The organism is Propioniciclava sp. MC1683, assembly GCF_014164675.1.
Classification (GTDB): Bacteria; Actinomycetota; Actinomycetes; order Propionibacteriales; family Propionibacteriaceae; genus Propioniciclava.
The window spans coordinates 82,899-108,254 of sequence record NZ_JACJFX010000004.1 but is presented as its reverse complement, the minus strand read 5'-3'; the positions used below and the strand labels follow the sequence as shown (position 1 = coordinate 108,254).

Genomic DNA, 25,356 nt, shown 5'->3' with positions numbered 1-25,356 from the left:
GGAGAGGTGTGTGGGCGTGCGCAACAAGGTGACGGTCATCGCGGTGACGGCGCTGCTCGCGAGCAGCGCTGCGATCGGCGCGACGGTGGGGATCCTGGGCGCCTCGCCCGACCACCAGCGCGAACTGGGTGCCGCGATCGTGGTCGGCGCCCGGTCGGGCGCGACGAACCCTCCCGCGACCGAGACCGCGACCGAGGCCGGCGCCGTCGACACCGCCGGCCAGCAGCCCGAGGGTGACGGCCTGGTCGCCCCCGGCGCCTCGTGGTCGGTCGCCCTCGACGAGGTCGTGGCCCAGCGCGAGGCCGAGGCCGAGGCCGCCCGGATCGCCGCCGAGCGGGCTGCCGCCGAGCGCGCGAAGGTCACCGCGGTCAAGAAGGTCGTGCAGAAGCCCGTGTACGGCGACGATGACGAGTGGGACGACGACGACGAGTGGGACGACTGAGTCCCTCCCGCCCCCGCTGAGGCCCCGTCTCCGGGGCCGGGGGCTCACACCAGCCGGTAACCCATCCCGCGCACCGTCTCGAACCGGTCGGTGCCCAGCTTGCGCCGCAGGTAGCGCACGTACACGTCCACGACGTTGGAGCCCGGCTCGAAGTCGTACCCCCACACGTTGGAGAGCAGCTGCTCGCGGCTGAGCACCTGCCCGGGGTTGCGCAGGAACGTCTCGGCCAGCGTGAACTCGCGCGCCGACAGGTCCACGGTCCGGCCGTCCACCTCCGCGCGTCGCGTGCGCAGGTCGAGGGCCAGGCCGCCGTGCCGCAGCACCGCGCCGCCGTCGGCGGCGGGGGAGGAGCCCTGGTCGGTGCGCAGGCGCAGGTGCACCCGCGCGAGGAGCTCCTCGAAGCTGAACGGCTTGGCCATGTAGTCGTCGGCGCCGCCCTGCAGGCCGGTCACCGTGTCGGTGACCGAGGAGCGTGCGGTGAGCATGATCACCGGCACCGTGACGCCCTGGCCGCGCAGCTGCTCCAGAACCTTGAAGCCGTCCATGTCGGGCAGCCCGACGTCGAGGATGACCAGGTCGAAGTTGCCGTGCGTGGCCAGCGCCGCGCCCTCGATGCCCGAGGCGGTCGCGTGGGTGGTGAACCCGGCCGCCCTGAGCCCCTTGGCGACGAAGTCGGCGATGCGGGTCTCGTCCTCGATGATCAGGATCGTGCTCATGCTGGGCCTCCGTTGGGGGTGAGTGGGATGACGATGGTGAACGTCGAGCCCATGCCGAGTGTGGACGCGATGTCGAGGTGCCCGCCGTGGGCCTGGGCGATCGAGTCGACGATCGCGAGCCCGAGCCCGGACCCCTCGACGCGCCCGCGGACGCTGGCCGAGCGGCCGAACCGAGACCGGATCACGTCCAGCTCCTCGGGGGCGATGCCGGTGCCGCGGTCGGCGACCCACAGGTAGGCCTCGCCGAGCGACACCCGGCTGCCGATCTGGATCGGGGAGCCCGGCTCGGAGTACTTCACGGCGTTCGCCGCGAGCTGGAGCCACGCCTGCGTGATCCGCTCGGGGTCGATGAGCGCGTCGGCGTCGGCCACCCGGGACATCGCCCACGGCCGGTCGCCCAGGGCCTTGGCCTTGGTCAGGACCGAGTCGGTCAGCAGGGCCAGTTCGGTGGGCCGGCGCTGGAGGAAGTCCGGCTGGCTGGCCTTGGCGAGCGTCAGGACGTCGCTGACCAGCCCGCCCATCCGGTCCAGCTCATCCAGGGCGATGGCGCGGGCGGCGCGCACGTCGTCGGGTGAGTCGCTGTCCATCAGCTCGAGGTGGCCGCGCACGACGGTGATCGGGGTGCGCAGTTCGTGGCCGACGTCGTCGAGCAGGTCGCGCTGGGCCTGGACTCCGCCCTCGATGCGGTCCAGCATCTGGTTGACGGTGGTCGTCAGGGCCGCCAGCTCGTCGTCCCCGGCGGACGACCACGCGTTCGGAGAGGTCCTCCTCGGAGATCCGGGCCGCGGTGTCGCGCAGCTCCGCGATGGGGCGCAGGAGGTGGCGCATCCAGAGGGCGACGATCACCGACGAGGCCACCAGGGTGGCCAGGGCGATCCAGAGGTAGCCCTGCATCATCTGGTTGAGCAGCCGCCGCTCGGCGTCCATGTCGGCGACGACGACGAGCGCGCCGCTGCGCGCGCTCCCGTCGAACCGCACCGGTGCCACGAGGTAGCGGTACTCGCGCTGGTCGGTCCGGACGACGCCGTCGACCACCGACGCGCCGACCGACAGCGGACCGACCACCTCGACCAGCTGGGGGTCCTGCCGCGCCTTGAGCGGGGCGCCGGCGACCTCCAGGGACGCCGTGCCGTCCACGAAGCCGATGACGTCCTCGGTCGGGGCGAGCACCGTGCGCTCGAGGGTCACGCGCAGCAGCGCCTCGGGGTCGGTGAACGGGCCGCCCGTGGCGGGGTCGATGCCCTTGGTGGCCAGCACCTCGAACTCGTCGGCCACCCGGGCGAACTCGCTCGCGACGCGGGCGTCGGTCTGGCCGCGGAGCAGGGTGTACAGGGTGCCGCCGACCAGCCCGAGCACGACCAGCAGCAGGGCCATGACACCGAGGATCAGGTGCCACCGGATGCTGCCGCGCCCCTGGGGGGCGGGTGCGTTCGAGGTGGGCATGTCCGTCATCGTGCCAGACCCCACCCTGCAGGCCGGTGAGACGACCATGAGAACAGATGAGAGGATGTGGCCCGTGACGAGCAGCGACACCCGCGAGGTGGCCACCCCCGACGGTCCCGGCCTCCTGCACGTGGCCGCACCCGACCAGGTGCGCGGCGTCCTGTTGCTCGGCGGCGGGCACTCCGGCCAGGTGCGCACCGTCGACCTGGACGCCGTGGCGGCCGAGCTGCCCGGCCACGGCTGGGCGGTCGTCACCTACGAGTTGCCCTGGCGCGTGGCGGGCCGCAAGGTCGGCCCCCGCCCGCCGGCGTCAGACCCCGCCTGGCTGTGCGGGGTGGAGGCGGTCCGCGCGACCTGGCCCGGCGTCCCGGTGGTCACGGGCGGCCGCTCGGCCGGCGCCCGCATCGCCTGCCGCACGTGGGAGGCCGACCTGGCCGGCGTCGTCGCGCTCAGCTTCCCGCTGCACCCGCCCGGCAAGCCCGCGCAGTCGCGGCTGGGGGAGCTGGCGCCGGTCGGCGTCCCCGTGCTGCTGGTCTCGGGCGCGCGCGACCCGTTCGGCTCGCCGGCCGAGCTCGAACAGGCGCTGGCCGAGCCCCAGGCGGGGCCGCGCGAGCTCGTCGTGGTGGCGGGCGCCACCCACTCCTTCCCGCGGCCCGCGGGCGCGCGCGTGGCGGCGGCGGTCGCCGAGTTCGTCGGGCGGCTCGCCGCAGACCGCTCGGTTTGACCCTCGTGGTGGCGGGACGTATTCTTGATCCCCGGTGCCCGTGCGGGCGTGCGTCCATGCGTCGCCTCCGGCACCGCGTGAATGCGAGGCGCTCGACGCCTCGTTGTTCGACACAGACGATTTGATTCAGGAAAGCAGGTCAGGCGTGTACGCGATCGTGCGCAGCGGCGGACGCCAGCACAAGGTGGCTGTCGGTGATGTCCTCACCGTCGACAAGATCACCGACGCTGAGGTGGGCTCCACCGTCAACCTCACCCCGCTCATGCTGGTGGACGGCGACGCCATCACCACCGACGCGGGCAAGCTGGAGAAGGTGTCCGTGACGGCCGAGATCGTGGCCGAGCACAAGGGCCCGAAGATCCGCATCCTCAAGTACAAGAACAAGACCGGGTACAAGAAGCGCATGGGTCACCGTCAGCGCTACACCCGCGTCAAGATCACCGGCATCGAGAGCTGAAGGGGTTCACGACATGGCACACAAGAAGGGCGCATCCAGCTCGCGCAACGGTCGTGACTCGAACGCGCAGCGCCTCGGCGTGAAGCGCTTCGGCGGCCAGGAGGTCAACGCCGGCGAGATCCTCGTCCGCCAGCGTGGCACCAAGTTCCACCCGGGCGACAACGTCGGCCGCGGCAAGGACGACACCCTGTTCGCCCTCAAGGAGGGCACCGTCGAGTTCGGTGAGCGTCGCGGTCGCAAGATCGTGAGCATCGCGCAGGCGGATGCCTGAGCAAGCACGTGACAACGGGGGTGGCCTGATGGCCGCCCCCGTTTCGCATGCACGCACCCTCGGACGCCGCGGGCTGCTGCTGGGTGCCGCTGCCGCGGTCGGGGCCGGCTGCGCCCGACCGCCGGCCGCGGAGCCTTCCGACCCCGCGACCACGGGTTCGGCGGCGAGCACCCCTGCAGCGGCGCCGAGCACCGCCCCGACCCCGGCCCCCAGCCCGTCGGCCAGCCCGAGCCCGACGGCCGGGCCGGCCACGGCGTCCCGTACCCTGCCCTCGCGCGCGGAGATCGTGTCGCGGTACGCGGGGCGCGCGGCGTCCGAGTGGGGCTGGGAGGTCGACGGCGTGGTCAACCGCCTCGGTGACCAGAACAGCCCCGCCCCCGACGCCGACGGCGTGGCCCTCACGCTGGACGCGTGCGGCGGCGGCACCGCCGGGTCGGGCTACGACGAGGCCCTGATCGAGACGCTGCGCCGCCACGAGGTGGCCGCCACCCTGTACCTGAACGCCCGCTGGATCGCCGCGAACCCCGCCCTGGCGGCCGAGCTGGCCGCCGACCCACTGTTCGTGCTGGCCAGCCACGGGACGCGCCACGTGCCGCTCTCGGTGGCCGGGCGCAGCGCCTACGGCATCGCCGGGACCGCCGACGTCGGCGAGGTGTACGACGAGGTCACGGCGGGGTTCGACTGGTTCGTCGAGAACACCGGGGCGCTGCCCGCCACGATGCGCCCGGGCACCGCACACTGCGACGAGGTGGCCGCGGCCATCGCCATCGACCTCGGGGCGCCCATCGCGGGGCTGAGCGTCAACCTCGACGACGGCGCCACCCTCGGTCCGGCGGGCGTCGCCCAGCGGCTGGCCAGGGCCCGGGCCGGGGACATCGTGCTGGGCCACTTCAACCGCCCGGCCGGCGGGACGGCCGAGGGCGTGGCGCAGGCGCTGCCCCGCCTGCTGGACGCCGGGACGAGGTTCGTCGGACTCGGCACGCGGGGGCCGAAGGCGCCCTAGGCTTCCGGCATGCGCCAGCCCAACCTCCAGGTCCGTTCCAAGCAGCTCATCAGCGTCGACGGGCTCGACTTCAAGGACCTCAACGGCAACGGCGAGCTCGACCCGTACGAGGACTGGCGCCTGACCCCGGCCGAGCGCGCCGCCGACCTCGTCTCCCGCATGGAGGTGGACGAGAAGGTCGGCCTGATGCTGATCAACACCCGGTTCACCGGCTACGGCGTTCCCGAGGGGGAGGCCACCTCCGACGACGGCGTCCTCGACGAGCGCACCATCGAGGCGGGGACGTCCATCTTCGCGACGCGGAAGGTGTACCCGACCACGCACACGATCGAGCAGATGCACCTGCGCCACTTCATCCTGCGCGACAACTTCTCCCCGTCGCAGCTGGCGGAGTGGAACAACCGGATGAACGAGGTCGCCGAGGGCACGCGGCTGGGCATCCCGACGATCGCGGCGTCCAACTCGCGCAACGAGAACGGCGAGATGGTGTTCGGGATGAACGACTCGGTCGGCATGTTCTCGACGTTCCCGGCGACGATGGGCATCGCCGCGGCGATCCTGGGCGACAAGGCCGCCGGCGGGGACGCCTCGCTGGCCAGCGAGTTCGCCGCCGCCGTCCGTGCCGAGTGGCTGGCCGCGGGTATCCGCAAGGGCTACATGTACATGGCCGACGTCGTCACCGACCCGCGCTGGCAGCGCATCTACGGCACGTTCGGCGAGGACCCGGAGCTGATCTCCGAGATCGTGGAGCGCCTCGTGGCCGGGCTGCAGGGCGACGAGCTGGGCCCCGACAGCCTCGCCACCACGATGAAGCACTTCCCGGGCGGCGGCGCCCGCGAGAACGGCTTCGACCCCCACTACGTCGAGGGCAAGTGGAACTGCTACCCGACCCCGGGCAGCTTCGAGACCTACCACCTCCCGCCGTTCCGCGCCGCGGTGAAGACCTCGTCGTTCATGCCGTACTACTCGGCGCCCTCGATCAAGAAGTCGAGCTGGCAGTCGGTGGACGGTCGTGACATCCCGTACGAGGAGGTCGGCTTCGCGTTCAACCACTACATCCTCAACGACCTGCTGCGCGGCCAGTTGGGGTTTACCGGCTACGTCAACTCCGACTCCGGCATCACCGACAACATGTGCTGGGGCGTGGAGGAGCTGTCGATCCCCGAGCGGTTCGCCAAGACCATCAACGCGGGCACCGACATCGTCGCCGACACCAACAACACCGCCGACCTGCGCGCGGCGATCGACGCCGGCTGGATCTCCCCGGCCCGCGTCGACGCGGCCTGCCGCGCGCTGCTGGAGGAGATGTTCACCCTCGGCCTGTTCGACGAGAAGACCTACGTGGACGCCGCGGGTGCTGACGCCGCGGTCAAGGGCTCGCCGGGCTGGGAGCTGGCTGCGCGGACGCACCGCAAGTCGCTGGTCGTGCTGAAGAACTCGGCCGGCACGCTGCCGCTCGCCCAGGGCGCGAGCGTGTACGTGGAGGTGTTCCACAAGGACCCGCGCCAGTCCGCGGCCAAGACCGCCAAGGCGCGGCAGGAGGCGCGCGAGAGCGCCGTCGTGGAGCTCGTCGAGACCCCCGAGGCGGCCGACGCGCTCTACCTGATCCTCGACCCGCAGTCGGGGCACTACTTCAACGCGACCCCGGGCCTGCTCGAGCTCACCCTGTGCGAGGACCGCATGCTCAAGGCGCTGAACGACGAGTGGTACACCGAGACCACGCTGACCGGCATCAAGAGGGTCACCGAGCTGTGCCGGACCGCGCGGGAACGCGGCCAGAAGGTGGTGCTGTCGGTCAACGTGTCCCTGCCGTGGATCCTCGACTCGGTCGAGCCGCTCGCCGACGCCGTGGTGGCGGGCTTCTCGACGTTCTACGACGCCCAGTACGACGTCATCACCGGGGCCAGCCCGGCCCACGGCCGGCTGCCGATCACGCTGCCGGCGTCCGAGGCCGTCATCGCGGTGGACGCCGACGGCGTCTGCGTCTCGCCCAACGACGTGCCGGGCTACGCCAAGGAGCAGTACATGCCCGAGGGCCTGACGTACGCCTACACCGACACCGACGGCAACGTCTGGCGGCTGGGCCACGGCCTGACCTACTAGGCTCGGCCGGTATGGCACGACTCGACGCCTGGCTGTGGGCCGTGCGCCTGTACAAGACGCGGTCCGAGGCGACCGCGGGGGTGCGCGGCGGGCACGTGCGCGTCAACGACAAGCAGGCCAAGGCCGCCCAGCTCGTCGCGACCGGGGACACCATCCGGGTGCGCCGGGCCGACGAGGAGCGCATCGTCGAGGTCGTCGACCCGACCCTGGTCAAGCGCGTGGGCGCCGCGATCGCCCAGCAGGCCTACCTCGACCACACGCCGGCCAAGCCGCCGCCCATCCCCGAGATGGTGGGGAAGGTGGCGGTGCGCGACCGGGGCGCGGGGCGTCCCACGAAGCGGGAGCGGCGGGTCATGGACGCGTTCCGCGGAACCGGGCCCGGCCGGGGCCGGTAGACTCTGCGCCCATGGCCATTCCCTCGTTCGTCGACCGCGCGACCCTGCGTGTCTCCGGTGGCAACGGTGGCCACGGGTGCGCCTCTGTGCACCGCGAGAAGTTCAAGCCGCTGGGCGGCCCCGACGGCGGCAACGGCGGTGACGGCGGCTCGGTCGTCCTGCGCGTCGACCTCGGGCTGACCACGCTCGTCGACTACCACCGCCAGTCCCAGCGCCGCGCCACCAACGGCCAGCCCGGCGAGGGCGACCACCGCCGCGGCGCCAACGGCGACGACGTCGTGCTGGCCGTGCCCGAGGGCACCGTGGTCAGCGACGCCGACACCGGCGAGGTCCTGGCCGACCTGGTCGGCGAGGGCGCCGAGGTCGTGATCGCGGCCGGCGGCAAGGGCGGCCTGGGCAACGCCGCGCTGGCGACCGCCGCGCGCAAGGCCCCGGGCTTCGCCCTCCTGGGCGAGGACGGCGAGGAGCGCACGATCGTCCTCGAGCTGAAGGTGCTCGCCGACGTCGGGCTCGTCGGCTTCCCCAGTGCGGGCAAGAGCTCCCTCATCGCGGCGATCAGCCGCGCGCGGCCGAAGATCGCCGATTACCCCTTCACCACGCTGGTGCCGAACCTGGGCGTCGTCGTCGCGGGGGAGACCACCTACACCGTCGCCGACGTGCCCGGCCTGATCGAGGGCGCCTCCGAGGGCCGCGGTCTGGGCTTCGACTTCCTGCGCCACATCGAGCGCTGCCAGGCCATCGTGCACGTCATCGACTGCGCCACCTACGAGCCCGGCCGCGACCCGGTCACCGACCTCGACATCATCGAGGGCGAGCTCGCCGCCCACGGCGGCCTGGAGGACCGGCCGCGCCTGGTCGCACTCAACAAGGTCGACATCCCCGACGCCGCCGAGCTGGCCGACCTGGTCACGCCCGACCTCGAGGAGCGCGGGCTGAAGGTCTTCCGCATCTCCACCAAGTCGGGCGAGGGCCTGCAGGGGCTCACCTTCGCGATGGCCGACCTCGTCCGCCAGCGCCGGGACGCCGCGCCCGCCCCCGCGCCGCAACGGATCGTGATCCGGCCCGCGCCGGTGGCCGGCGGCCCCGAGTTCGGCATCCGCCGCATGGGCGACGGCGAGGGCGGCTTCGTCTGGCGCGTCGAGGGCACCAAGCCCGAGCGCTGGGTCAAGCAGACCGACTTCACCAACCCCGAGGCCGTCGGCTACCTCGCCGACCGGTTCACCCGCCTCGGCATCGAGGACGAGCTGCTGCGCCTCGGTGCCCGCGAGGGGGACGCCGTGGCCATCGGCGCCGGCGAGAACCCGGTCGTGTTCGACTTCGCGCCCCAGATCCAGTCCGGCGCCGAGATCCTCACCCGTCGCGGCGACGACGAGCGCCTCCACAGCGAGCGTCCCTCCGTCGTGCGCCGCCGCGAGATGGACGCCGAGTACCACGCGGCCAAGGCCGATGCCGAGGGCAAGCCCCGTGACCCCAAGCAGAGCTGGCGCGCGGCGTCCGACGAGGAGGACGGCTGGTGAGTGCCGCCATCCGGCGCTCCGTCGGCGAGGCGCGGCGGATCGTCGTCAAGGTGGGGTCCTCCTCGCTCACCGACGCCTTCGGGCGCATCGACATGGCCCAGATGAACGCCCTCGTGGACGCCATCGCCGCGGCCCGGGCGTCCGGCCGGGAGGTCGTGGTGGTCAGCTCCGGCGCTGTGGCCGCCGGCCTCGACCCGCTCGGCATGCGGGCCAGGCCCCGCGACCTCGCCACCCGGCAGGCGGCCGCCTCGGTGGGCCAGGGCCTGCTGCTGGCGCGCTACACCTCGCTGTTCGCCGCGCACGGACTCACCGTCGGCCAGGTCCTGCTCACGGTGGAGGACATCACCCGGCAGTCCTCCTACGCCAACGCCCTGCGGACCCTGACCCGGCTCCTCGACCTCGGCGTCGTGCCCGTCGTCAACGAGAACGACACCGTCGCCACCAACGAGCTGCGCTTCGGCGACAACGACCGCCTGGCCGCGCTGGTCGCCCACGTGGTGCAGGCCGACGCGCTGTTCCTGCTCTCCGACGTGGACGCCCTCTACACCGACCACCCCGCACGCCCGGGCGCGCGGCGGATCACCGACGTGCCCGAGGTCGACGAGCTGGTCGTCGACACCTCCCGGAGCGGGTCCACCGTCGGCACCGGCGGCATGGCCACCAAGCTGGAGGCCGCCCGCATCGCCACCCACGCCGGCGTGACCACCGTGCTGGCCTCGGCGACCGCGGTGGCCGAGGCGCTGGCCGGCGAGCCCGTCGGCACCCTGTTCCACCCGTCGGGCCGCCGCCGCTCCCGGAAGATGCTCTGGCTGGCCTACGCGTCCAAGGTCGAGGGCGTCCTGACCCTCGACGCGGGTGCCGTGCGCGCCGTGGTCGAGCGCGGGGCGTCCCTGCTGCCGGCCGGCGTGACCGGCTTCACCGGCGAGTTCCACGCCGGGGACCCGGTGCGCCTCGACGGCCCCGACGGCCAGCTGGTGGGGCACGGCCTGGTCAACTACGACGCGACCGACGTGCCCTCGATGCTCGGCCGTTCCACTCGCGAGCTCGCCGCCGAGCGCGGGGAGGGCTTCGACCGCGAGCTGGTGCACCGCGACGCGCTCATCCTGCGCAAGAAGTTCCGGGGCTGACGCGCTCGGCGTCTAGGGTGTGGCCCATGGCGTCCGACCCCTCCGAGCAGCAGCAACTGGCCGGCTACCTCACCCGCAGCGGGGTGGCCCTGGTCGCCGGTGGCGTCCTGCTGTTCCTCAGTGGCACGTTCGCGCAGGCGGGCCCGCCCTCCCTCGGCCTGATGGGCGGCCTGGGCCTGGGCATGATCGTGCTCGGCGTCGCCCTGCTGTGGTACGCCCGCACCCTGCGCCGGGCCTGAACCAGTCCTCGGGCACGACCGGGGGAGCGGGCGCCGAATCCTAGACTGGCGGCCATGACGACCTTCACCGACCAGGCCCGCGCCGCGCGCACCGCCGCGCGCACGCTCGCCACGGCGTCCCGGGCGACCAAGGACGCCGCGCTGGGCGCGATGGCCGACCGCCTGCTCGCCGCGCAGGACGCGATCCTGGCGGCCAACGCCGAGGACGTGGCCGCCGCCGAGGCCGCGGGCACGAGCGCCGCCCTGATCGACCGGCTCCGCCTCACCCCCGAGCGCCTGCAGGGCATGGCCGACGGCTTGCGCCAGCTCGCCGGGCTGCCCGACCCGATCGGCGACGTGCTGCGCGGCTGGACCAACGCCAACGGCGTCACCGTGCGTCAGGTGCGGGTGCCCTTTGGCGTGGTCGGCATCATCTACGAGGCCCGCCCCAACGTGACCGCCGACGCCGCCGGCATCGCCCTGAAGTCCGGCAACGCGGCGCTGCTGCGCGGGTCGAGCTCGACGCTGGCCTCCAACCGCGCCGTCATGGCCGCCCTGCGCGACGGCCTGCTCGACGCCGGCCTGCCCGCCGACGCCGCGCAGCTCGTGGAGGGGGACCGCTCGGTCACCGCCGAGATGATGGGTGCCCGCGGCCTGGTCGACGTGCTCATCCCGCGCGGTGGGGCCGGCCTGATCAACGCGGTCGTCGAGGGCTCGAAGGTGCCCGTGATCGAGACCGGCACCGGCAACTGCCACCTGTTCGTGGACGCCTCGGCCGACCACGACATGGCCCTCGGCATCCTGCTCAACGCCAAGACCCAGCGCCCCAGCGTGTGCAACGCGGTCGAGACCCTGCTCGTGCACGCGGACGCCGCCCCCGCCTTCCTGCCCAAGGCCCTGGCCGCGCTGGCGGACGCCGGCGTGACGGTCCACGGGACCCCGGCCGTCGCGGCGTACTCGGCCGACGTCGTGCCGGCCGGGGACGGGGAGTTCGACGACGAGTACCTCTCGCTCGACCTCGCCTGCGACGTGGTGCCCGACCTGGACGCGGCCATCGGCCACATCCGCGAGCACACGACCGGCCACTCCGAGACCATCGTCACCGCCGACCTGCGCTCGGCCGACCGCTTCGTCGCCGAGGTGGACGCCGCGGCCGTCCTGGTGAACGCCTCGAGCCGGTTCGTGGACGGGGGCGAGTTCGGGTTCGGCGCCGAGATCGGCATCTCGACGCAGAAGCTGCACGCCCGCGGCCCGATGGCGCTGCCCGAGATGACCGCCACGAAGTACGTGGTCACGGGCCACGGGCAGACCAGGGCCTGAGTTCGGTATGCTCCCGCGCATGAACCTCCTGCTCGAAGCAGCCGCCGGCCACGGGGACCAGACCGGCGCCATCATCACCGGCCTCGTCGTGTTCGCGGGCCTGCTCAGCCTGCTCGGAATCCTCGTCGGCTTCGGCTCGGCCCGTCCGCACGCGGTGGCCGAGCGCGAATGACGTCCACCGGCCTGGCCAACGGCACGGGCCGCGCCACGTGGCGCCTCGGCGTCATGGGTGGCACCTTCGACCCGATCCACCACGGCCACCTCGTGGCCGCGAGTGAGGTGGCGGCGCGCTTCGACCTCGACGAAGTGGTCTTCGTGCCGACCGGCCAGCCGTGGCAGAAGGCCCACAAGAAGGTCTCCTCGCCCGAGGACCGCTACCTCATGACGGTCATCGCCACGGCGTCCAACCCCCGCTTCTCGGTGAGCCGGGTCGACATCGAGCGGCCGGGCGACACCTACACCGTCGACACCCTGCGCGACCTGCGCAAGCTCCGCGGGCCCGACACGCAGCTGTACTTCATCACCGGAGCCGACGCCCTCAGCCAGATCCTGACGTGGCGCGGCGCCGACGAGTTGTTCGAGCTCGCCCACTTCGTGGGCGTCTCCCGGCCCGGCGTCGAACTGGACCAGTCCGACATCGCGCACCTGCCGGCCGACAAGGTCACCCTCATCGAGATCCCGGCGCTGTCGATCTCGTCGACCGCGTGCCGCGAGCGCACGGCGTCCGGCCTGCCCACCTGGTACTTGGTGCCGGACGGTATCGTGCAGTACATCAGCAAGCGGGGCCTGTACATCCAAGGCCCCGATGACAAGGAGATTCATGGCGGCGACTGACCACGCGCTCCACCTCACCCAGTTGGCGGCCCAGGCGGCGGCCGACAAGCAGGCCACCGACCTGGTGGCCTTCGACGTGTCGGAGCGCCTGGCCCTCACCGACGTCTTCCTGATCGTGACCGCGAAGAACGAGCCCCAGGTGGGCGCCGTGGTCGACGCGATCGAGGAGGCCCTGTTCAAGGACGGCTCCAAGGTCCTGCGCCGCGAGGGCGAGGGCGAGAAGCGCTGGGTGCTGCTCGACTTCGGCGACATCGTGGTGCACGTCCAGCACGCCGAGGAGCGGCAGCTGTACTCGCTCGAGCGCCTGTGGCGCGACTGCCCGGCGATCGCGCTCTCCGTCGACGAGGGCGTCGCAGCCGTCGAGGCGTGATGCAGGACGCGCCGCGCACCAAGCTGGTGCTCGTCCGCCACGGCCAGACCGACTCGAACGCGGCCGGGCGGTTCCAGGGGCAGCAGGACGTCCCGCTCAACCGCATCGGGCGCTCCCAGGCCGCCACGCTGGCCGAGCGGCTCGTCCGCCTGAAGGCCGCGCGCGTGGTCACCTCCGACCTGCTGCGCGCCTCCGCGACGGCCGAGGCGATCGCCACGGCGTCCGGCATCGGCGTCGAGGTGGACGCCGGCCTGCGCGAGATCCACGTCGGCTCGTGGGAGGGCCGCACGGCGGTCGAGGTGGCCGTCGAGAACCCGTGGTTCGAGGACGCCCTCCACACCGGCCGCGACTTCCGCCGCTCCGAGACCGGGGAGACCGCCGAGGAGGCGGGTGAGCGAGTCGCCGGCGTGCTGGCCCGGGTGGCGTCCGCGCACCCGGGGGAGACCACCGTCGTCGTCGGGCACGGCCTCGCGCTGCGCGTGGGGCTGTCGTTGTTCCTCGGGCTGGGGCTGGACGCGTCCTTCTCCCTGTCGGGGCTGTGGAACTGCTCCTGGACGATTCTGGAGCACAACCAGCGCTGGCGGCTGCTGAGCTACAACAACGTCGTGGTGAACCACGGCGGACAGCCGCCGTCGGCCTCCTCGCGCTGAGCCGTCAGGCCCAGTCGACCGGGCCCTCGTGGATCGTGTCGCCCACGATGTAGTGGCGCAGCCAGTGCGGGTGCACGCGCACGATCGTGAACGCCGCGTCCGCCGCCTGCGAGTCGGGGAAGCGTGCCTCGTACGCGGCGGCCCATGCCCGCTGCTCGGCGGCGTCGGCCGGGAAGGCGGCGGTGCCCTCGACCTGGATCGAGGACTCCTCGGTCGTGCCGATGACCAGCGCGACCCGGGGGTCGGCGGCGAGGTTGTGGGCCTTGCGGGAGGACACCTGCGTGTCGAAGAGCACGTCGCCGTCGGGCAGGGGCGCCAGCGTCAGCAGGGCGGCCTCGGGGCCGCGCTCGGCGTCATGGGTGGACACCACGCCGAGCGGGTGGTCGGTGACGTAGCGGACGAAGTCGTCCCGTGGGATCGCCATGGCCCATCATGGCGCGCGGTGGGTCAGGCGAGCAAAGCTGCCGCGGCGATCCGAACGCTGGTGGCGTAGAGGGTCTCCCGCTCTTCGGAGCTCATGTCGCGGCTGGAGTCGAACAGGTGGTCGCTGACCGTGAGCACGGTGAGCGCCTCGCCGCCCTCGGCGGCCGCGCAGGCGTACAGGCCGGCGGACTCCATCTCGACGCCCAGGGTGCCGTACTTCGCCAGGCCACTGATGATGTCGGGGTTGGCGAAGTAGAAGTGGTCGGAGCAGTAGACCGGGCCGGTGTGGACGGTGGCGTCGGTGAGGCCCGCTGCGGCGTCCATGGCGCCGCGCAGGAGCGGGTAGGAGGCCGTCCACGACAGCGAGATGCCGGGGACGAAGAGCGTCGACAGCGACGCGTTGGTGTGGGCGGCCGTGGCCACGATGGTGTCGCCGACGGCGACCTTGTCGCTCATGCCGCCGCAGGTGCCCACGCGCACGATGCGCTCGACGCCGTAGAAGCGGAACAGCTCGGTGGCGTAGATGGAGACGCTGGGGATGCCCATGCCCGAGGCCATGACGCTCATCGGGGTGCCCTGCCACGAGCCCGTCCAGCAGCCGATGCCGCGGACGTCGCTGACCAGCTCGGCACCCTCGAGGTGCTCGGCGGCGATGCGGGCGGCGCGCTTGGGGTCGCCGGGCATGAGGACCAGCGGGGCGACCTGGCCCGGCTCGGCGGCGATGTGCGGGGTTGCCATGGGCGTGCCTCTCGTCGTGCGGATCACGGGCCCCCAGACGCGAAAACCCCGGCCGGAGCCGGGGTTCACGAGGGATCGTGGTGGAGCTAAGGGGATTCGAACCCCTGGCCTCTTCCATGCCATGGAAGCGCGCTACCAACTGCGCCATAGCCCCGATGTTCCGGTGCGGAACGAAGAAGAACTTTACCCCGACAACCCCGAGGAGTCCAAATCGGCCCGTACCGGACTCGTCTCAGTCGTTCTCCAGGCGCCCCCGGACGGTGAAGCCCGCGGCGGCCAGGTCCGCCTCGAGCTCGGTGGTGTCGGTGGTGTTGACGCCCAGCACCACGTCGGAGGTCTCGCCCGAGCCCCGGTAGACGGCCAGGTGCTGCACGTTGGCACCGTGCTTGCTGGTGATCGAGCCCATCTGCGCCAGGGCGCCGGGGACGTCGCGGGCCTCGATGACCAGGCGGGTGCCGTGGTCGCGGAAGCCCATGATCTCGATGACCGCGTCGATGAGGTCGGACTCGGTGATCACGCCCACGAGGCGGCCGCCCTCGACCACGGGCAGCATCTCGATCTTGGCCTCGCGCATGACCACGGCGGCCTGCTCGAGCAGGGCCTCGGGGGAGATCGTGATCGGGTCGCGCGACATCACCTTGGCGATCGACAGCTTGTTGACCAGGTAGGTGAGCTCGTTGACCGACAGCGAGGTCGCCTTGCTCGGCAGGGCCGAGTCGATGTCGCCCTCGGAGATGACGCCGACCACGCGGCCGGCGTCCATGACCGGCAGGTGGCGGACGTGCTTGTCCTTCATCAGGGCGATCGCCTCGGGGATCGTCGCGTCGGCACGGACGGTCCACGGGTTGGCGGTCATGCGGTTCTTGACGAACACGGTCATCCTCCCAGGTAGGCGCGCTTGACTTCGTCGGTGCTGGTGAGCTCGGCCGCGGTGCCAGCCAGCACGATCCTGCCGGTCTCCAGGACGTAGCCGCGGTCGGCGACCTGGAGTGCCATGTTGGCATTCTGCTCCACCAGCAGCACCGTCGTGCCGCCGGCGTTGATCTCGCCGACGATCGAGAAGATCTCCTGCACCAGCAGGGGCGCGAGGCCCATGGACGGCTCGTCCAGCAGCAGGATGCGTGGGCGGCTCATGAGCGCCCGGCCGATCGCCAGCATCTGCTGCTCGCCGCCCGACAGGGTGCCCGCGTGCTGCTTGCGGCGGTCGGCCAGGCGCGGGAAGCGCGCGAACACGTCGTCGAGGTCGCCGGCGACGCCCTTGTCCTTGCGGAGGTAGGCGCCCAGCTCGAGGTTCTCCAGCACCGACATCTGCGGGAAGACGCGGCGTCCCTCGGGCACCTGCACCAGGCCGCGCTTCACGCGGGCCTGGGCCGACAGCCTGGTGACGTCCTTGCCGTCGACCAGCACCTGGCCCGCGCGGGGCTTCACGAGCCCCGAGACCGTGCGCAGGGTCGTGGTCTTGCCGGCGCCGTTGGCGCCGATCAGGGTGACGATCTCGCCGTCGTTGACGGTCAGGGAGATGCCCTTCAGCGCCGTGATGCCGCCGAAGCTGACCTCGAGGTCCTTGATCTCAAGCATGGTCGACCTCCTCGCCGAGGTAGGCCTCGACCACCTTCGGGTTCGCGCGCACCTCGGCCGGGGTGCCGGAGGCGATCACGATGCCGTGGTCGAGGACGTAGATGCGCTCGCAGACCTGCATGACCAGGCTCATGTCGTGCTCGATGAGCAGGACGGTGAGCCCGAAGTCGCGCCGGATCTGCCGGATCAGCTCGGTGAGCTGGGCGGTCTCGGTGGGGTTCATGCCGGCCGCCGGCTCGTCGAGCAGCAGCAGGGTGGGTCGCGTGGCCAGGGCCCGCGCGATCTCGAGGTGGCGCTGCCCACCGTAGGAGAGGTTGACCGCGCGCTCGTCGGCGACGTGCTCCAGGTGCATGACCCGCAGCAGCTCCATCGCGCCCTCGCGGATCTCGTCCTCGGCCTTGCGGAAGCCCGGCAGGCGCAGGAACGTCGTCGGCAGGGGGTAGCGCTGGTTCTGCTGGAACGCGATCATCACGTTCTCGAGGACCGTGAGCTCCTTGAACAGGCGGATGTTCTGGAACGTGCGGCCCACGCCGGCGCGGCAGATGGCGTAGGGCGCCTTGCCGCCGATCGACTGGGTCTTCCCCTGCGAGGTGAACACGATGGTTCCCGACGACGGCGGGTAGACCCCGGTGAACAGGTTGAACACCGTGGTCTTGCCGGCGCCGTTGGGGCCGATCAGGCCGACGAGCTCGCCCTGCTCGAGGGTGAGGTCGACGTTGGAGACGGCGGTCAGGCCGCCGAAGCTGCGGGTCAGCGCCGTGACCTCCAGGATGCGGCTCACGGGGCCTCCGTCCCGGACGCCGCGGCGTCCCTTCGCCTGCCGAACCGTGGCAGGAGCCTCAGCGACAGCTCGCGGTTGCCCAGCAGGCCCTGCGGGCGGAAGATCATGATCACGATCAGCAGCAGGGCGTACAGGATCATGCGGACGCCGGGGAAGGGCTGCAGCAGCGTCGAGATGATGGCCAGCAGGAACGCGGCGATCACCGACCCCGACAGGGAGCCCAGGCCGCCCAGGACCACGATGACGAGGATGTCGATCGACTTCAGGAAGCCGAACTGCTCGGGCTTGATCACGTAGAAGTACGAGGCGTACATGCCGCCCGCGATGCCGCCGAAGAAGGCGCCGATCGTGAAGGCGAGCACCTTCGAGCGCGTGGTGTTCACGCCGATGGACTCCGCCGCGATCTCGTCCTCGCGCACCGCGATGGCGTCGCGCCCCTGCCGGGAGCGGATGAAGTTGCTGATCAGCATCACGCTGCCGACGGTGAGGATGAAGAACCAGGTCCAGTCCATGTGCTGGGGGACCGGGGACAGGCCCGCCGCGCCGTTGGTGAACTCGAAGTTCTGCAGCAGGATGCGGATGATCTCGGCCATGCCGAGGGTGGCGATGGCGATGTAGTCGCCGCGCAGGCGCAGCGTCGGGAGGCCGATCAGGAAGCCCACCAGCGCCGCGATCACACCGCCCAGGAGCAGGCCGCCGACGAAGCCGAAGACGTTGTCCCAGCGCATGGTGACCAGGGCGGTGGAGTACGCGCCGATCGCCATGAAGCCGGCGTGGCCCAGGGAGAACTGGCCGGTGAAACCCGTGATGAGGTTCAGCGAGACCGCCAGCACGATGTTGATGCAGATCGTGGCGATCGTCACCTGCATGTAGGCGTCGATGATGCCGGCCTGCACCAGCAGCAGGACGATGACGTAGGTGGCGACCAGCGGCAGCCACAGGGTGAGCGCCTGGCGCACGAGGGGGTTCTTCATCACACCTTCTCCCGGACGTTCTTGCCGAGCAGGCCGGTGGGCTTGAAGATCAGCACGAGGATGAGGATCGCGAACACGACGGCGTCGGTGTACAGGCTCGACCAGTAGCCGGCCACCAGCGTCTCGGACGCCCCGATGAAGTAGCCGCCCAGCAGCGCGCCGGGGATCAGGCCGATGCCGCCGAACACGGCGGCGACGAAGGCCTTCAGGCCGGGCAGCAGGCCCATGAGCGGGTTGATCGCGTTGTAGTAGACGCCCACCAGCACGCCCGCGGCGCCGGCCAGGGCCGACCCGATGGCGAAGGTGAAGGAGATGGTGTTGTCGACGCTGATGCCCATCAGGCGGGCCGCGTCCGCGTCCTGCGACACCGCGCGCATCGCCTTGCCGACCTTGGTGCGCCGCACGATGTACTGCAGCACCACCATCAACAGCACGGAGACGCCGACGATGATGACCTGCTTCATCGTGACCAGCACCCCGCCGACGTTGAAGCTCTGCTCCATGAACGGGGGCAGGACGCCGTAGGTGCGGGTGTCGGCGCCGACGAAGAACATCATCGTGTACTCGAGCAGGAGCGAGACGCCGATGGCCGTGATCAGGACCGCGATGCGCGTCGACTTCCGCAGGGGTTTGTACGCCACCCGTTCGATGACCACCCCGAGCACCGTGCACGCCGCCATGGCGATCAGGAGCGACTCCACGAAGCCGAGCTTCAGGTGGACCATGCAGAAGTAGCCCACGTAGGCGCCGACCATGTAGACGTCGCCGTGGGCGAAGTTGATGAGCTGGATGATTCCGTACACCATCGTGTAGCCCAGCGCGATGAGCGCGTAGATGCTGCCCAGCGCGAGGCCGTTGACCAGCTGTTGTGCGAGTTGCTCCACGGGTGTCGAGTCTCCCCCTGATCGGACGAGGAGTGGGACGGACGCGCCGTCCCACTCCTCGTCGAGTGGTCTACCGGGAAGGTCAGGCCTTCTCGGTCACGGCGACCTCGCCGTCCTTGTAGCCGATGAAGACGACGGCCTTCACCGGGTTGTGGTTCTCGTCGACCGAGAAGGTGCCGGTGACGCCGGCGAAGTCCTTGGTCTCGGCCAGGGCCTTCTGGACGCCCTCACCGGTCTTCTCGGAGGCGCGCGCGACGCCGTCCGCGACGAACTTCAGGGTGTCGTAGCCCAGCGCGTTGAACGCGTTCGGCTCGGTGTTGTACTTCGCCTGGAAGGCCTTGATGAAGTCCTGGACCTTCGGGTCCTGGTCGGCCGAGCTGTAGTGGTTGGTGAAGTACACGTCGGTCAGCTGGGCGCCGGCCTGCTCGGCGAGCACGGGGGAGTCGAAGCCGTCGCCACCGAGGATGGGCTGGGTGACGCCGAGGTCGCGGGCCTGCTTGATGGCCTTGCCGGCCTCGGTGTAGTACCCGGGCAGGTAGATGACGTCGAACTGCTGGCCCTTGAACTTGGTCATGACCGCGTTGAAGTTGTCGGCGCCCTTGGCGTAGGCGTCCTCGGACACGATCTCGCCGCCGGCCTCGGTGAAGGTGGTGCGGAACGCGTCGGCCAGGCCCTTGCTGTAGTCGCTGGAGCTGTCGCGCAGGATGACGGCCTTCTTGGCGTCGAACTTCTTCACCGCGTAGTTCGCCGCGGCGGTGCCCTGGAAGGAGTCGTTGAAGCAGGTGCGGAAGGCGAACTGCTTCACGCCGGTGGCGTCCACCGTCACGTCGTCGGCGGTCGCCGAGCCGGACACGACCGGGATCTTGTTCTGCTCGGCCACGGGGATGGTGGCCTTCATGCCGCCGGAGGTGGCCGGGCCGATCACCGTGATGACCTTGTCCTGCGTCATCAGCTTGGTGGCCAGCGTGGTGGCCTCGGCGGCGTCGGACTTGGTGTCGTACTTGACGAGCTCGATCTGCTTGCCGTCGATGCCGCCGGCCTGGTTGATCTCCTCGGCGGCCATCTCGATGCCCTGGACGTTGGCCTCGCCGTAGGTGGCCACGTCGCCGGAGAGCTCGAAGTTGACGCCGATCTTGATCGTGTCGCCGGCGGGGGCCTGGGCCTGGCCCGCACCGCCGGAGCAACCGGCGAGCATGGCGAGGCCGACCGTCGCGGCCGCGAGGCCGGTGAGGATGCGCTTCATGTGGTGTATCTCCCTGGTCGGCCGCTCCGGATGGGGAGGAGCGGATGCGCCGCATGGTACAAACGCACGGCTCCGGCGGGGGGCCAGTCTCACGGACGTGAGCCGGACGCCCCCGCCGGGGCCAGATTCGTGACCGGTCCGTTATGCAACCTCGGCTGCACGACGGGCCGCCGGGGCTCAGGCCTCGGTGGCCGCCCGCTGGACGGGCTCGTTCTCGGCCACGTCGCCACGGTCGCCGGTCAGGGCGGCGTAGGAGATGCCGGCGATCAGGGCGCCGACGATCGGGGCCACGATGAACGCCCAGACCTGCGTGAGGGCGTCCGCACCCGCGAACCACGCCACGCCCAGCGAACGGGCCGGGTTGACCGAGGTGTTCGACACCGGGATGGAGATCAGGTGGATCAGGGTCAGCGCGAGGCCGATGGCCAGCTGGGCGAAGCCCTTGGGGGCCTTGTTGGAGGTGACGCCGAGGATGATCCAGATGAAGATCGCGGTCAACACGACCTCGGCGACGAGCACGGCGAGCAGGGAGTAGCCGCCGGGGGAGGCGGTCGCCGTAGCCGTTGGTGGCGAGGCCTGACGCGACGGCGTCGAAGCCCGGCTGGCCGGAGGCGATGACGAACAGCACGAGGCCGGCGGGCGGCCTGTCACCCGCCCGGGCGACGTCAGCCCGGGATCGGGAGCGCCGACATCTGCCGGCCCTGCGCCGTGGTGAGGATCAGCGTGGAATCGCCGCGCGGCAGGGGGATGTACAGGTTGCCCTCGACGTACTGTCCGGCCTCGAGCACGCCGGACCCGATCTCGGGGTCGGGCGCCCCGGGGAGCGGCTCGTAGACCTCGGTGCCCACGTTGGAGAAGGCCACGAACCCGTAACTCACCCGACCGCCGTCGGCGGTCACGCGGACGCGCAGGGTGACGCCGTCGACGTCCCAGGAGTGGTCTAGGACCTCCCACCGGCCGTGGCTGGTCGTGCTGCCGGGCATGGTGAAGGGCATGCCGGGGCCCGCGTTGGCGGCCTCGGAGGCGCTCGGGGAGGGGGCGGGCTCGCTCGGCGCGGGCGGGGTGGGCCGCAGGAAGAGGGCCGCGAGGACGACGCCGACGAGCGCGATGCCGACCAGGGCCAGCCACCAGCCGCCGCCACCGCGCTTGGGCGGGGCGTAGGCGTTGATGTCGACAGGACGCCGCTGGTACGGGTCCTGCTGCCACGGCTGGCTCATGGGGCGAGATTACTAGAGGGGTGGTTGTGGACAACGGGCGGGCCCGTGACGGGCCCTGTGGACGGTTGGAACCGGGTGCACGGGGCGCGGGCAGCCCGCCGACAACTAGGGCATGACCGAAGCGCCCGAACGCACCACCGTGACCAGCCTGACCGACCTCGTCGAGGTCGTCCCGAGCCTGCTGGGCTTCCACCCCCACGAGTCCCTCGTCCTGCTGGCGATCCGCGACGGGATGGTCCAGCTCACCGCCCGCACCGACCTGTTCGACGCCCCGCCGGCGCGGGCGCTTGCCCCCGCCTGGCACCGCCTGCCGGGGGCGCACTTCGTCGTGATCGCGTTCTCCGCCGACGCGGGGTGCGCCTGGTGGGGGCTCGACGACGTCGACCTTGCCCTCCCCGGGGACGCCGAGCGCATCCTCGTCCACGCCGACGGGGAGCGGTGGTACGAACACCCCGACGACGAAGGGACGCCCTACGACGCGCTGGGCGGCGTGCTGCTGGCCGAGGCGGCGTACGCCGGGCGGCCGATCCGGGGCTCGCGGGAGGAGCTGTACGCGCTCGTGGAACCCAACCGGACGCCGGCGGAGGTGACGGCGTCCCTCGACCGGGTCGCGGCGCGGGCGGAGGGCCTGTCGGACATCCTCGGCGAGGCGCGCGCCCTGCTGGCCGCGCACGACGACGCCCCGGGCGACCTCGAGATCGACGACGCGACCGTGCTGTGCCTGGCCAGCCACGACCCGTGCTTCCTCGACGAGGCGCTGCTGTCGACCACGCGGGCCAACGCGGCCCCACGCGTGTCGCTGTGGCTGCAGGTCGTGGGCTGCGGGGTGCCGAACTGCGTCGGCGGGGCACTGGCCGCGGCGGCGCTCGCCGCGTGGCTCAACGGCGACGGCGCCCTGCAGTCGGTGTGCCTCGAGGCGATGGACGACCGGCCCGGTCCGGCCGAGTGGGCCCGCTTCCTCCAGGCCGTGAACCTGGGCGCGGTACCTCCCGCGGAGTGGGACTCGCTGGCGGCCGAGCTGCGGCGGGCCCGCGCCTGAGGGCGGCGCCCGCCGGGGCGCCCTACGATACCCCCATGCGACGGATCGTGGTGTGCGGCGAGGCCCTGATCGACCTGGTGCCCGGAGCGGCGTCCGACGACACGCGGGCCTCCACCTGGCGCGCGCTGTCGGCCGGTGGGCCCATGAACAGCGCCATCGGGCTCGCGCGCCTCGGGGTGCCCGTGGAGTTCCTCGGGCGGCTGGGGGACGACGCGTTCGCCGCCCAGCTTCGGGGCCACCTGGCCGCGAACGGCGTCGGGACGACCCTGGCCGTCGCGGCGGCCCAGCCGACCTCGCTGGCCGTGGTGAGTCTCGACGAGGTGGGCAAGGCCTCCTACACCTTCCACTTCGCGGGGACCGCCAACTTCGGCTGGCGGGCCGACGAACTGCCCGAGCTGGGGGAGGGGGACTGGCTGCACGTGGCGTCCTTGGTCACGGTCGTCGGCCCCGGCCACGAGGCGCTGCTGGCCTGGGTGAAGTCGGGGACCGGGCCGCTCTCGGTCGACGTCAACGTGCGCCCGACGGTGATCCCCGACATGGCCGCGTACTGGGCGGCGATCGAGCCGTGGCTGCGCGTGGTCGGGGAGCGTGGGGGCCTGGTCAAGGGGTCGGACGAGGACTTCGAGCACCTGGCCGCCCACTCGGGGCTGCCCGTCGACCCCGCCGAACTGGTCGTGGCCCTGCGCGAGCGCTACGGCGTCACGTGGGCCGTGGTGACCCGGGGGGCGGACGGCGCCGTGTCCGCCGGGCCCGACGGGCTCGCGTCCGTCGCCAGCCCGCCGGTCGACCTGGTCGACACCATCGGCGCGGGGGACACGTTCATGGCGGGCCTGCTGGACGGCCTGGTCGTCCGCGGGCTCCCGCTGGAGGACGCCCTGGGCCGGGGCGCCCTGGCCGCGTCGCTGGTGTGCGAGCGGGAGGGGGCCGACCCGCCCACCGCCGCCGAGCTGGACGCCGCGCGGGCGTAGTCAGCGCACGACGAGGTCGGCCACGACCACCGCGTGGTCGGAGCCCTCGAGGCGGGCGGTCCTGAAGCTGCGGGTCGTCACGTGCTCGTTGGTGAGGACGTGGTCGATCGCGATCAGGGGCGGGCCGAACGGGAGGCTCGTGAACGTGGGCTGCCACCCGGCTCCGGCCTCCTGTGACCCGAGGGTGAGGCCCTCCGCGAGGAGCATGCGCAGCGTGAGGTGCTCGGCGGTCGCATTGAGGTCGCCCACCACGGCGAGCGGCTCGGCCAGGTGGGGGCGGATCGCGTCGCGCAGGATGGCGCCCTCGCGCTCCCACGTCGACGCGCTGCCCAGCATGTTGGCCGGGTGGGCCGCGACCAGGACCAGGGGCGTCCCGGGGGCGGAGACCTCGACCACGTACTGGTCGAACCGGCTGGGGACGCGGCCGCGCTCGGCGAGGGGCAGGCGGGAGAACACGACGGTTCCCGACGGGTCGCGTTCCGCCTGCGGGCCGGAGGCCGCCCGGCCGACCGTCCACGGGTGGCCGGCGAGTGCGTCCGCGACGTCCTCCGACCCCAGGAACCGCTCGGTCGCCTCGGTGACGACCACCACGTCGGCGTCCGCCTCCGCGACGACGCGGGCGAAGCTCGCCGGGTCGGCCCCGCCGAAGCGCACGTTGGCGGCCAGCACCCGGACGGGAGCACCGCCCGGCTCCGGTGTCGTCCGGATCGGCCAGTACGGGCGCGCCCACCCGACCTGCACGATCAGGGCCACGAGCGTCGGGAAGGCCAGCAGCCGGGACCAGCGCGTGCCGCCCAGGAGGAACAGCACCGTCGCGGCGAGCCACAGGACGATGCCGTAGGGGATGAACGAGGCCGCCATCGCCACCCACGCGGTGGACGCCTGGGCCTCCGGCTGCACGTACAGCAACACCAGGGCCGATGCCGTCAAGGCGCACGCCCACCCCAGGGCCAGGGCGAGGTGTCGGAGGGTGCGCACGGCCCCAGCGTGCCACCTGTGGACAACCGAACCGCCCGCGGACACGGTTGTCCACAGCGGTCGGAACCGGGTGCTCGAATGGCCCCGGGATCGCCCAAGATCCGGGCATGCGCCCGTCCCGAGCCCGTCCCGTCCAGGGCGACGTGGTGCGCGCCCGGCTGGACGCGCTGGTCGCCGAGCTCGGTGCGGCCCGCGAGGCGGTCCCCGGGGACGTGCTCGCGCCCGACCCGCCGCCGGTTGTCGACGTGGGGGCCGAGGAGGCGGGTGTCGACCCGGCGCCGCGCCGGGAACTCCCGCGGGCGGGGGTCGCCGCGGCCCTCCGTTCGGCCTGGGTCTTCGGCCGGGCCCACGCGGCCGTCATCGGCGTGATCGGGCTGGTCGCCCTCGTGGGCGCGGTCTGGGCGATCAGCCAGGCGCGCACGGTCCCGATCGCCGTGGCGGCCCCCACCCCTGTCGCGCCCGTCCTGGCGACCCCGTCGCCCACGCCGACCCCCGTGCCGCTGCGCGTGCACGTGCTGGGCGAGGTCGCCTCGCCGGGCGTGGTGCGCCTGCCTCAGGGTTCCCGGGTCGAGGACGCGATCGCGGCTGCGGGCGGCCTCACGCCCGAGGCGCGCCCCGGCGAGCTCAACCTCGCCGCACCAGTCGTCGACGGGGGCCAGGTGGTGATCGGTGACGGCCGCAACCCGGGCGGAGAGATGCGCGCGGGCGCGGCACCGGGAGCCGGGGGCGGCGCTGGTGGCGGTGGCTCGGGGAAGCTCGACCTCAACACGGCAACCGCCGACCAGCTCGACGGCCTGCCGGGCGTCGGGCCCGTGACGGCGTCGGCCATCCTGGCCTGGCGTGAGCAGCACGAGCGGTTCTCCCGGGTGGAGGAGCTGCTCGAGATCGAGGGGATCGGGACGAAGACCTTCCAGCGGCTCGAGCCGCTGGTGACGGTGTGACC

General features: G+C 72.2%; 32 protein-coding genes and 1 tRNA gene. 18 read left to right on the top strand and 15 right to left on the bottom strand.

Features of this window, described 5'->3' with window-relative positions; genetic code table 11:
• Window positions 1-16: 16 nt before the first annotated feature.
• Window positions 17-442 carry a hypothetical protein gene (locus H5397_RS03840; protein ID WP_182814986.1) on the top strand — a complete coding sequence of 142 codons (426 nt, stop codon included), beginning with the start codon at window positions 17-19 and terminating at the stop codon, window positions 440-442.
• 44 nt (window positions 443-486) lie between these two features.
• On the opposite strand, the gene H5397_RS03835 is transcribed toward H5397_RS03840, so the two are convergent.
• From H5397_RS03835 to H5397_RS17990, 3 genes are read right to left on the bottom strand one after another with little or no spacing between them, the layout of a single operon-like run.
• Entirely contained in the window at window positions 487-1,158 is a 672-nt protein-coding gene (locus H5397_RS03835; protein ID WP_182814985.1) for a response regulator transcription factor, read from the bottom strand.
• Window positions 1,155-1,766, bottom strand: coding sequence for a HAMP domain-containing sensor histidine kinase (locus tag H5397_RS03830; protein WP_309224271.1), 612 nt, complete (start codon window positions 1,764-1,766; stop codon window positions 1,155-1,157). Before H5397_RS03830 ends, H5397_RS03835 begins: the two co-directional genes overlap by 4 nt.
• Window positions 1,690-2,601, bottom strand: a complete 912-nt coding sequence (locus tag H5397_RS17990) for a hypothetical protein (RefSeq protein ID WP_255438600.1) — start codon at window positions 2,599-2,601, stop codon at window positions 1,690-1,692. Before H5397_RS17990 ends, H5397_RS03830 begins: the two co-directional genes overlap by 77 nt.
• 73 nt (window positions 2,602-2,674) lie before the next feature.
• Between H5397_RS17990 and H5397_RS03825 the strand changes: the two genes are divergently transcribed.
• The 14 genes from H5397_RS03825 to H5397_RS03760 all read left to right on the top strand — a co-directional run bounded on the left by H5397_RS03825 (window position 2,675) and on the right by H5397_RS03760 (window position 13,590).
• Window positions 2,675-3,325 (top strand): alpha/beta family hydrolase, encoded by a 651-nt coding sequence (locus H5397_RS03825; RefSeq protein WP_220491966.1) that lies wholly within the window; start codon window positions 2,675-2,677, stop codon window positions 3,323-3,325.
• A gap of 145 nt (window positions 3,326-3,470) precedes the next feature.
• Entirely contained in the window at window positions 3,471-3,782 is a 312-nt protein-coding gene (gene rplU / locus H5397_RS03820; RefSeq protein ID WP_182814983.1) for a 50S ribosomal protein L21, read from the top strand.
• A gap of 13 nt (window positions 3,783-3,795) precedes the next feature.
• A complete protein-coding gene (rpmA, locus tag H5397_RS03815; RefSeq protein WP_182814982.1) occupies window positions 3,796-4,053 on the top strand; it encodes a 50S ribosomal protein L27 in 258 nt (85 codons plus the stop codon).
• A gap of 28 nt (window positions 4,054-4,081) precedes the next feature.
• Complete coding sequence (locus H5397_RS03810; RefSeq protein WP_182814981.1) at window positions 4,082-5,056, top strand: polysaccharide deacetylase family protein; 975 nt, start codon at window positions 4,082-4,084, stop codon at window positions 5,054-5,056.
• Window positions 5,057-5,065: 9 nt separating this feature from the next.
• Window positions 5,066-7,159 carry a glycoside hydrolase family 3 protein gene (locus H5397_RS03805; RefSeq protein WP_182814980.1) on the top strand — a complete coding sequence of 698 codons (2,094 nt, stop codon included), beginning with the start codon at window positions 5,066-5,068 and terminating at the stop codon, window positions 7,157-7,159.
• Between the two features lie 11 nt (window positions 7,160-7,170).
• Window positions 7,171-7,554 (top strand): RNA-binding S4 domain-containing protein, encoded by a 384-nt coding sequence (locus tag H5397_RS03800; RefSeq protein ID WP_182814979.1) that lies wholly within the window; start codon window positions 7,171-7,173, stop codon window positions 7,552-7,554.
• Between the two features lie 11 nt (window positions 7,555-7,565).
• Window positions 7,566-9,071, top strand: coding sequence for a GTPase ObgE (gene obgE, locus H5397_RS03795; RefSeq protein ID WP_182814978.1), 1,506 nt, complete (start codon window positions 7,566-7,568; stop codon window positions 9,069-9,071).
• Entirely contained in the window at window positions 9,068-10,198 is a 1,131-nt protein-coding gene (proB, locus tag H5397_RS03790) for a glutamate 5-kinase (RefSeq protein ID WP_208091152.1), read from the top strand. Before obgE ends, proB begins: the two co-directional genes overlap by 4 nt.
• A gap of 26 nt (window positions 10,199-10,224) precedes the next feature.
• Window positions 10,225-10,437: a hypothetical protein gene (locus H5397_RS03785; protein ID WP_182814977.1), complete on the top strand. Its 213-nt coding sequence runs from the start codon at window positions 10,225-10,227 to the stop codon at window positions 10,435-10,437.
• A gap of 54 nt (window positions 10,438-10,491) precedes the next feature.
• Window positions 10,492-11,736, top strand: coding sequence for a glutamate-5-semialdehyde dehydrogenase (locus H5397_RS03780; protein WP_182814976.1), 1,245 nt, complete (start codon window positions 10,492-10,494; stop codon window positions 11,734-11,736).
• 19 nt (window positions 11,737-11,755) lie between these two features.
• On the top strand, window positions 11,756-11,908 hold the full coding sequence (locus tag H5397_RS03775) for a hypothetical protein (protein WP_182814975.1): 153 nt from the start codon (window positions 11,756-11,758) through the stop codon (window positions 11,906-11,908).
• Complete coding sequence (gene nadD / locus H5397_RS03770; protein WP_182814974.1) at window positions 11,905-12,570, top strand: nicotinate-nucleotide adenylyltransferase; 666 nt, start codon at window positions 11,905-11,907, stop codon at window positions 12,568-12,570. The genes H5397_RS03775 and nadD overlap by 4 nt, the downstream gene beginning before the upstream one ends.
• Window positions 12,557-12,940 carry a ribosome silencing factor gene (gene rsfS / locus H5397_RS03765; protein ID WP_182814973.1) on the top strand — a complete coding sequence of 128 codons (384 nt, stop codon included), beginning with the start codon at window positions 12,557-12,559 and terminating at the stop codon, window positions 12,938-12,940. The genes nadD and rsfS overlap by 14 nt, the downstream gene beginning before the upstream one ends.
• Window positions 12,940-13,590 (top strand): histidine phosphatase family protein, encoded by a 651-nt coding sequence (locus H5397_RS03760; RefSeq protein WP_182814972.1) that lies wholly within the window; start codon window positions 12,940-12,942, stop codon window positions 13,588-13,590. Before rsfS ends, H5397_RS03760 begins: the two co-directional genes overlap by 1 nt.
• A 4-nt stretch (window positions 13,591-13,594) precedes the next feature.
• On the opposite strand, the gene H5397_RS03755 is transcribed toward H5397_RS03760, so the two are convergent.
• From H5397_RS03755 to H5397_RS03705, 11 genes are all read right to left on the bottom strand, one after another.
• The gene (locus H5397_RS03755; RefSeq protein WP_182814971.1) at window positions 13,595-14,014 is read right to left on the bottom strand and encodes a pyridoxamine 5'-phosphate oxidase family protein; all 420 of its coding nucleotides are present in this window, start codon (window positions 14,012-14,014) and stop codon (window positions 13,595-13,597) included.
• A 23-nt stretch (window positions 14,015-14,037) separates the two neighbouring features.
• Window positions 14,038-14,751: a purine-nucleoside phosphorylase gene (locus H5397_RS03750; protein WP_182814970.1), complete on the bottom strand. Its 714-nt coding sequence runs from the start codon at window positions 14,749-14,751 to the stop codon at window positions 14,038-14,040.
• Window positions 14,752-14,829: 78 nt separating this feature from the next.
• Window positions 14,830-14,905, bottom strand: a tRNA-Ala gene (locus H5397_RS03745).
• Window positions 14,906-14,983: 78 nt separating this feature from the next.
• A complete protein-coding gene (locus H5397_RS03740) occupies window positions 14,984-15,631 on the bottom strand; it encodes a CBS and ACT domain-containing protein (RefSeq protein WP_220491965.1) in 648 nt (215 codons plus the stop codon).
• Window positions 15,628-16,329: an ABC transporter ATP-binding protein gene (locus H5397_RS03735; protein ID WP_182814969.1), complete on the bottom strand. Its 702-nt coding sequence runs from the start codon at window positions 16,327-16,329 to the stop codon at window positions 15,628-15,630. Before H5397_RS03735 ends, H5397_RS03740 begins: the two co-directional genes overlap by 4 nt.
• Window positions 16,322-17,110, bottom strand: coding sequence for an ABC transporter ATP-binding protein (locus H5397_RS03730; protein WP_182814968.1), 789 nt, complete (start codon window positions 17,108-17,110; stop codon window positions 16,322-16,324). The genes H5397_RS03735 and H5397_RS03730 overlap by 8 nt, the downstream gene beginning before the upstream one ends.
• On the bottom strand, window positions 17,107-18,084 hold the full coding sequence (locus tag H5397_RS03725) for a branched-chain amino acid ABC transporter permease (RefSeq protein ID WP_182814967.1): 978 nt from the start codon (window positions 18,082-18,084) through the stop codon (window positions 17,107-17,109). The genes H5397_RS03730 and H5397_RS03725 overlap by 4 nt, the downstream gene beginning before the upstream one ends.
• A complete protein-coding gene (locus H5397_RS03720; RefSeq protein ID WP_182814966.1) occupies window positions 18,084-18,968 on the bottom strand; it encodes a branched-chain amino acid ABC transporter permease in 885 nt (294 codons plus the stop codon). The genes H5397_RS03725 and H5397_RS03720 overlap by 1 nt, the downstream gene beginning before the upstream one ends.
• Window positions 18,969-19,050: 82 nt before the next feature.
• Window positions 19,051-20,211 (bottom strand): ABC transporter substrate-binding protein, encoded by a 1,161-nt coding sequence (locus H5397_RS03715; RefSeq protein WP_182814965.1) that lies wholly within the window; start codon window positions 20,209-20,211, stop codon window positions 19,051-19,053.
• Between the two features lie 177 nt (window positions 20,212-20,388).
• Entirely contained in the window at window positions 20,389-20,730 is a 342-nt protein-coding gene (locus tag H5397_RS03710) for an aquaporin (RefSeq protein ID WP_309224267.1), read from the bottom strand.
• A 146-nt stretch (window positions 20,731-20,876) separates the two neighbouring features.
• Entirely contained in the window at window positions 20,877-21,428 is a 552-nt protein-coding gene (locus tag H5397_RS03705) for a hypothetical protein (protein WP_182814964.1), read from the bottom strand.
• 112 nt (window positions 21,429-21,540) lie between these two features.
• On the opposite strand from H5397_RS03705, the gene H5397_RS03700 reads away from it, so the two are divergent.
• Together H5397_RS03700 and H5397_RS03695 are read left to right on the top strand one after the other, a co-directional pair.
• Window positions 21,541-22,467, top strand: a complete 927-nt coding sequence (locus H5397_RS03700) for a DUF4192 family protein (RefSeq protein ID WP_182814963.1) — start codon at window positions 21,541-21,543, stop codon at window positions 22,465-22,467.
• A 35-nt stretch (window positions 22,468-22,502) separates the two neighbouring features.
• Window positions 22,503-23,435, top strand: coding sequence for a carbohydrate kinase family protein (locus H5397_RS03695; RefSeq protein WP_182814962.1), 933 nt, complete (start codon window positions 22,503-22,505; stop codon window positions 23,433-23,435).
• Here H5397_RS03695 and H5397_RS03690 read toward each other — a convergent pair whose 3' ends face one another.
• Complete coding sequence (locus H5397_RS03690) at window positions 23,436-24,413, bottom strand: endonuclease/exonuclease/phosphatase family protein (protein ID WP_182814961.1); 978 nt, start codon at window positions 24,411-24,413, stop codon at window positions 23,436-23,438.
• 107 nt (window positions 24,414-24,520) lie between these two features.
• Here H5397_RS03690 and H5397_RS03685 point away from each other — a divergent pair, with 107 nt between their 5' ends.
• Entirely contained in the window at window positions 24,521-25,354 is an 834-nt protein-coding gene (locus tag H5397_RS03685) for a helix-hairpin-helix domain-containing protein (RefSeq protein WP_182814960.1), read from the top strand.
• Window positions 25,355-25,356 lie beyond the last annotated feature (2 nt).

Coding starts and splice junctions, on each gene's coding strand:
- H5397_RS03835 (WP_182814985.1), bottom strand. CDS start 1,158: ATGAGCACGATCCTGATCATCGAGGACGAGACCCGCATCGCCGACTTC.
- H5397_RS17990 (WP_255438600.1), bottom strand. CDS start 2,601: ATGCCCACCTCGAACGCACCCGCCCCCCAGGGGCGCGGCAGCATCCGG.
- rpmA (WP_182814982.1), top strand. CDS start 3,796: ATGGCACACAAGAAGGGCGCATCCAGCTCGCGCAACGGTCGTGACTCG.
- H5397_RS03810 (WP_182814981.1), top strand. CDS start 4,082: ATGGCCGCCCCCGTTTCGCATGCACGCACCCTCGGACGCCGCGGGCTG.
- H5397_RS03805 (WP_182814980.1), top strand. CDS start 5,066: ATGCGCCAGCCCAACCTCCAGGTCCGTTCCAAGCAGCTCATCAGCGTC.
- H5397_RS03800 (WP_182814979.1), top strand. CDS start 7,171: ATGGCACGACTCGACGCCTGGCTGTGGGCCGTGCGCCTGTACAAGACG.
- obgE (WP_182814978.1), top strand. CDS start 7,566: ATGGCCATTCCCTCGTTCGTCGACCGCGCGACCCTGCGTGTCTCCGGT.
- H5397_RS03785 (WP_182814977.1), top strand. CDS start 10,225: ATGGCGTCCGACCCCTCCGAGCAGCAGCAACTGGCCGGCTACCTCACC.
- H5397_RS03780 (WP_182814976.1), top strand. CDS start 10,492: ATGACGACCTTCACCGACCAGGCCCGCGCCGCGCGCACCGCCGCGCGC.
- H5397_RS03775 (WP_182814975.1), top strand. CDS start 11,756: ATGAACCTCCTGCTCGAAGCAGCCGCCGGCCACGGGGACCAGACCGGC.
- nadD (WP_182814974.1), top strand. CDS start 11,905: ATGACGTCCACCGGCCTGGCCAACGGCACGGGCCGCGCCACGTGGCGC.
- rsfS (WP_182814973.1), top strand. CDS start 12,557: ATGGCGGCGACTGACCACGCGCTCCACCTCACCCAGTTGGCGGCCCAG.
- H5397_RS03760 (WP_182814972.1), top strand. CDS start 12,940: ATGCAGGACGCGCCGCGCACCAAGCTGGTGCTCGTCCGCCACGGCCAG.
- H5397_RS03755 (WP_182814971.1), bottom strand. CDS start 14,014: ATGGCGATCCCACGGGACGACTTCGTCCGCTACGTCACCGACCACCCG.
- H5397_RS03750 (WP_182814970.1), bottom strand. CDS start 14,751: ATGGCAACCCCGCACATCGCCGCCGAGCCGGGCCAGGTCGCCCCGCTG.
- H5397_RS03740 (WP_220491965.1), bottom strand. CDS start 15,631: ATGACCGTGTTCGTCAAGAACCGCATGACCGCCAACCCGTGGACCGTC.
- H5397_RS03735 (WP_182814969.1), bottom strand. CDS start 16,329: ATGCTTGAGATCAAGGACCTCGAGGTCAGCTTCGGCGGCATCACGGCG.
- H5397_RS03725 (WP_182814967.1), bottom strand. CDS start 18,084: ATGAAGAACCCCCTCGTGCGCCAGGCGCTCACCCTGTGGCTGCCGCTG.
- H5397_RS03715 (WP_182814965.1), bottom strand. CDS start 20,211: ATGAAGCGCATCCTCACCGGCCTCGCGGCCGCGACGGTCGGCCTCGCC.
- H5397_RS03705 (WP_182814964.1), bottom strand. CDS start 21,428: ATGAGCCAGCCGTGGCAGCAGGACCCGTACCAGCGGCGTCCTGTCGAC.
- H5397_RS03700 (WP_182814963.1), top strand. CDS start 21,541: ATGACCGAAGCGCCCGAACGCACCACCGTGACCAGCCTGACCGACCTC.
- H5397_RS03695 (WP_182814962.1), top strand. CDS start 22,503: ATGCGACGGATCGTGGTGTGCGGCGAGGCCCTGATCGACCTGGTGCCC.
- H5397_RS03685 (WP_182814960.1), top strand. CDS start 24,521: ATGCGCCCGTCCCGAGCCCGTCCCGTCCAGGGCGACGTGGTGCGCGCC.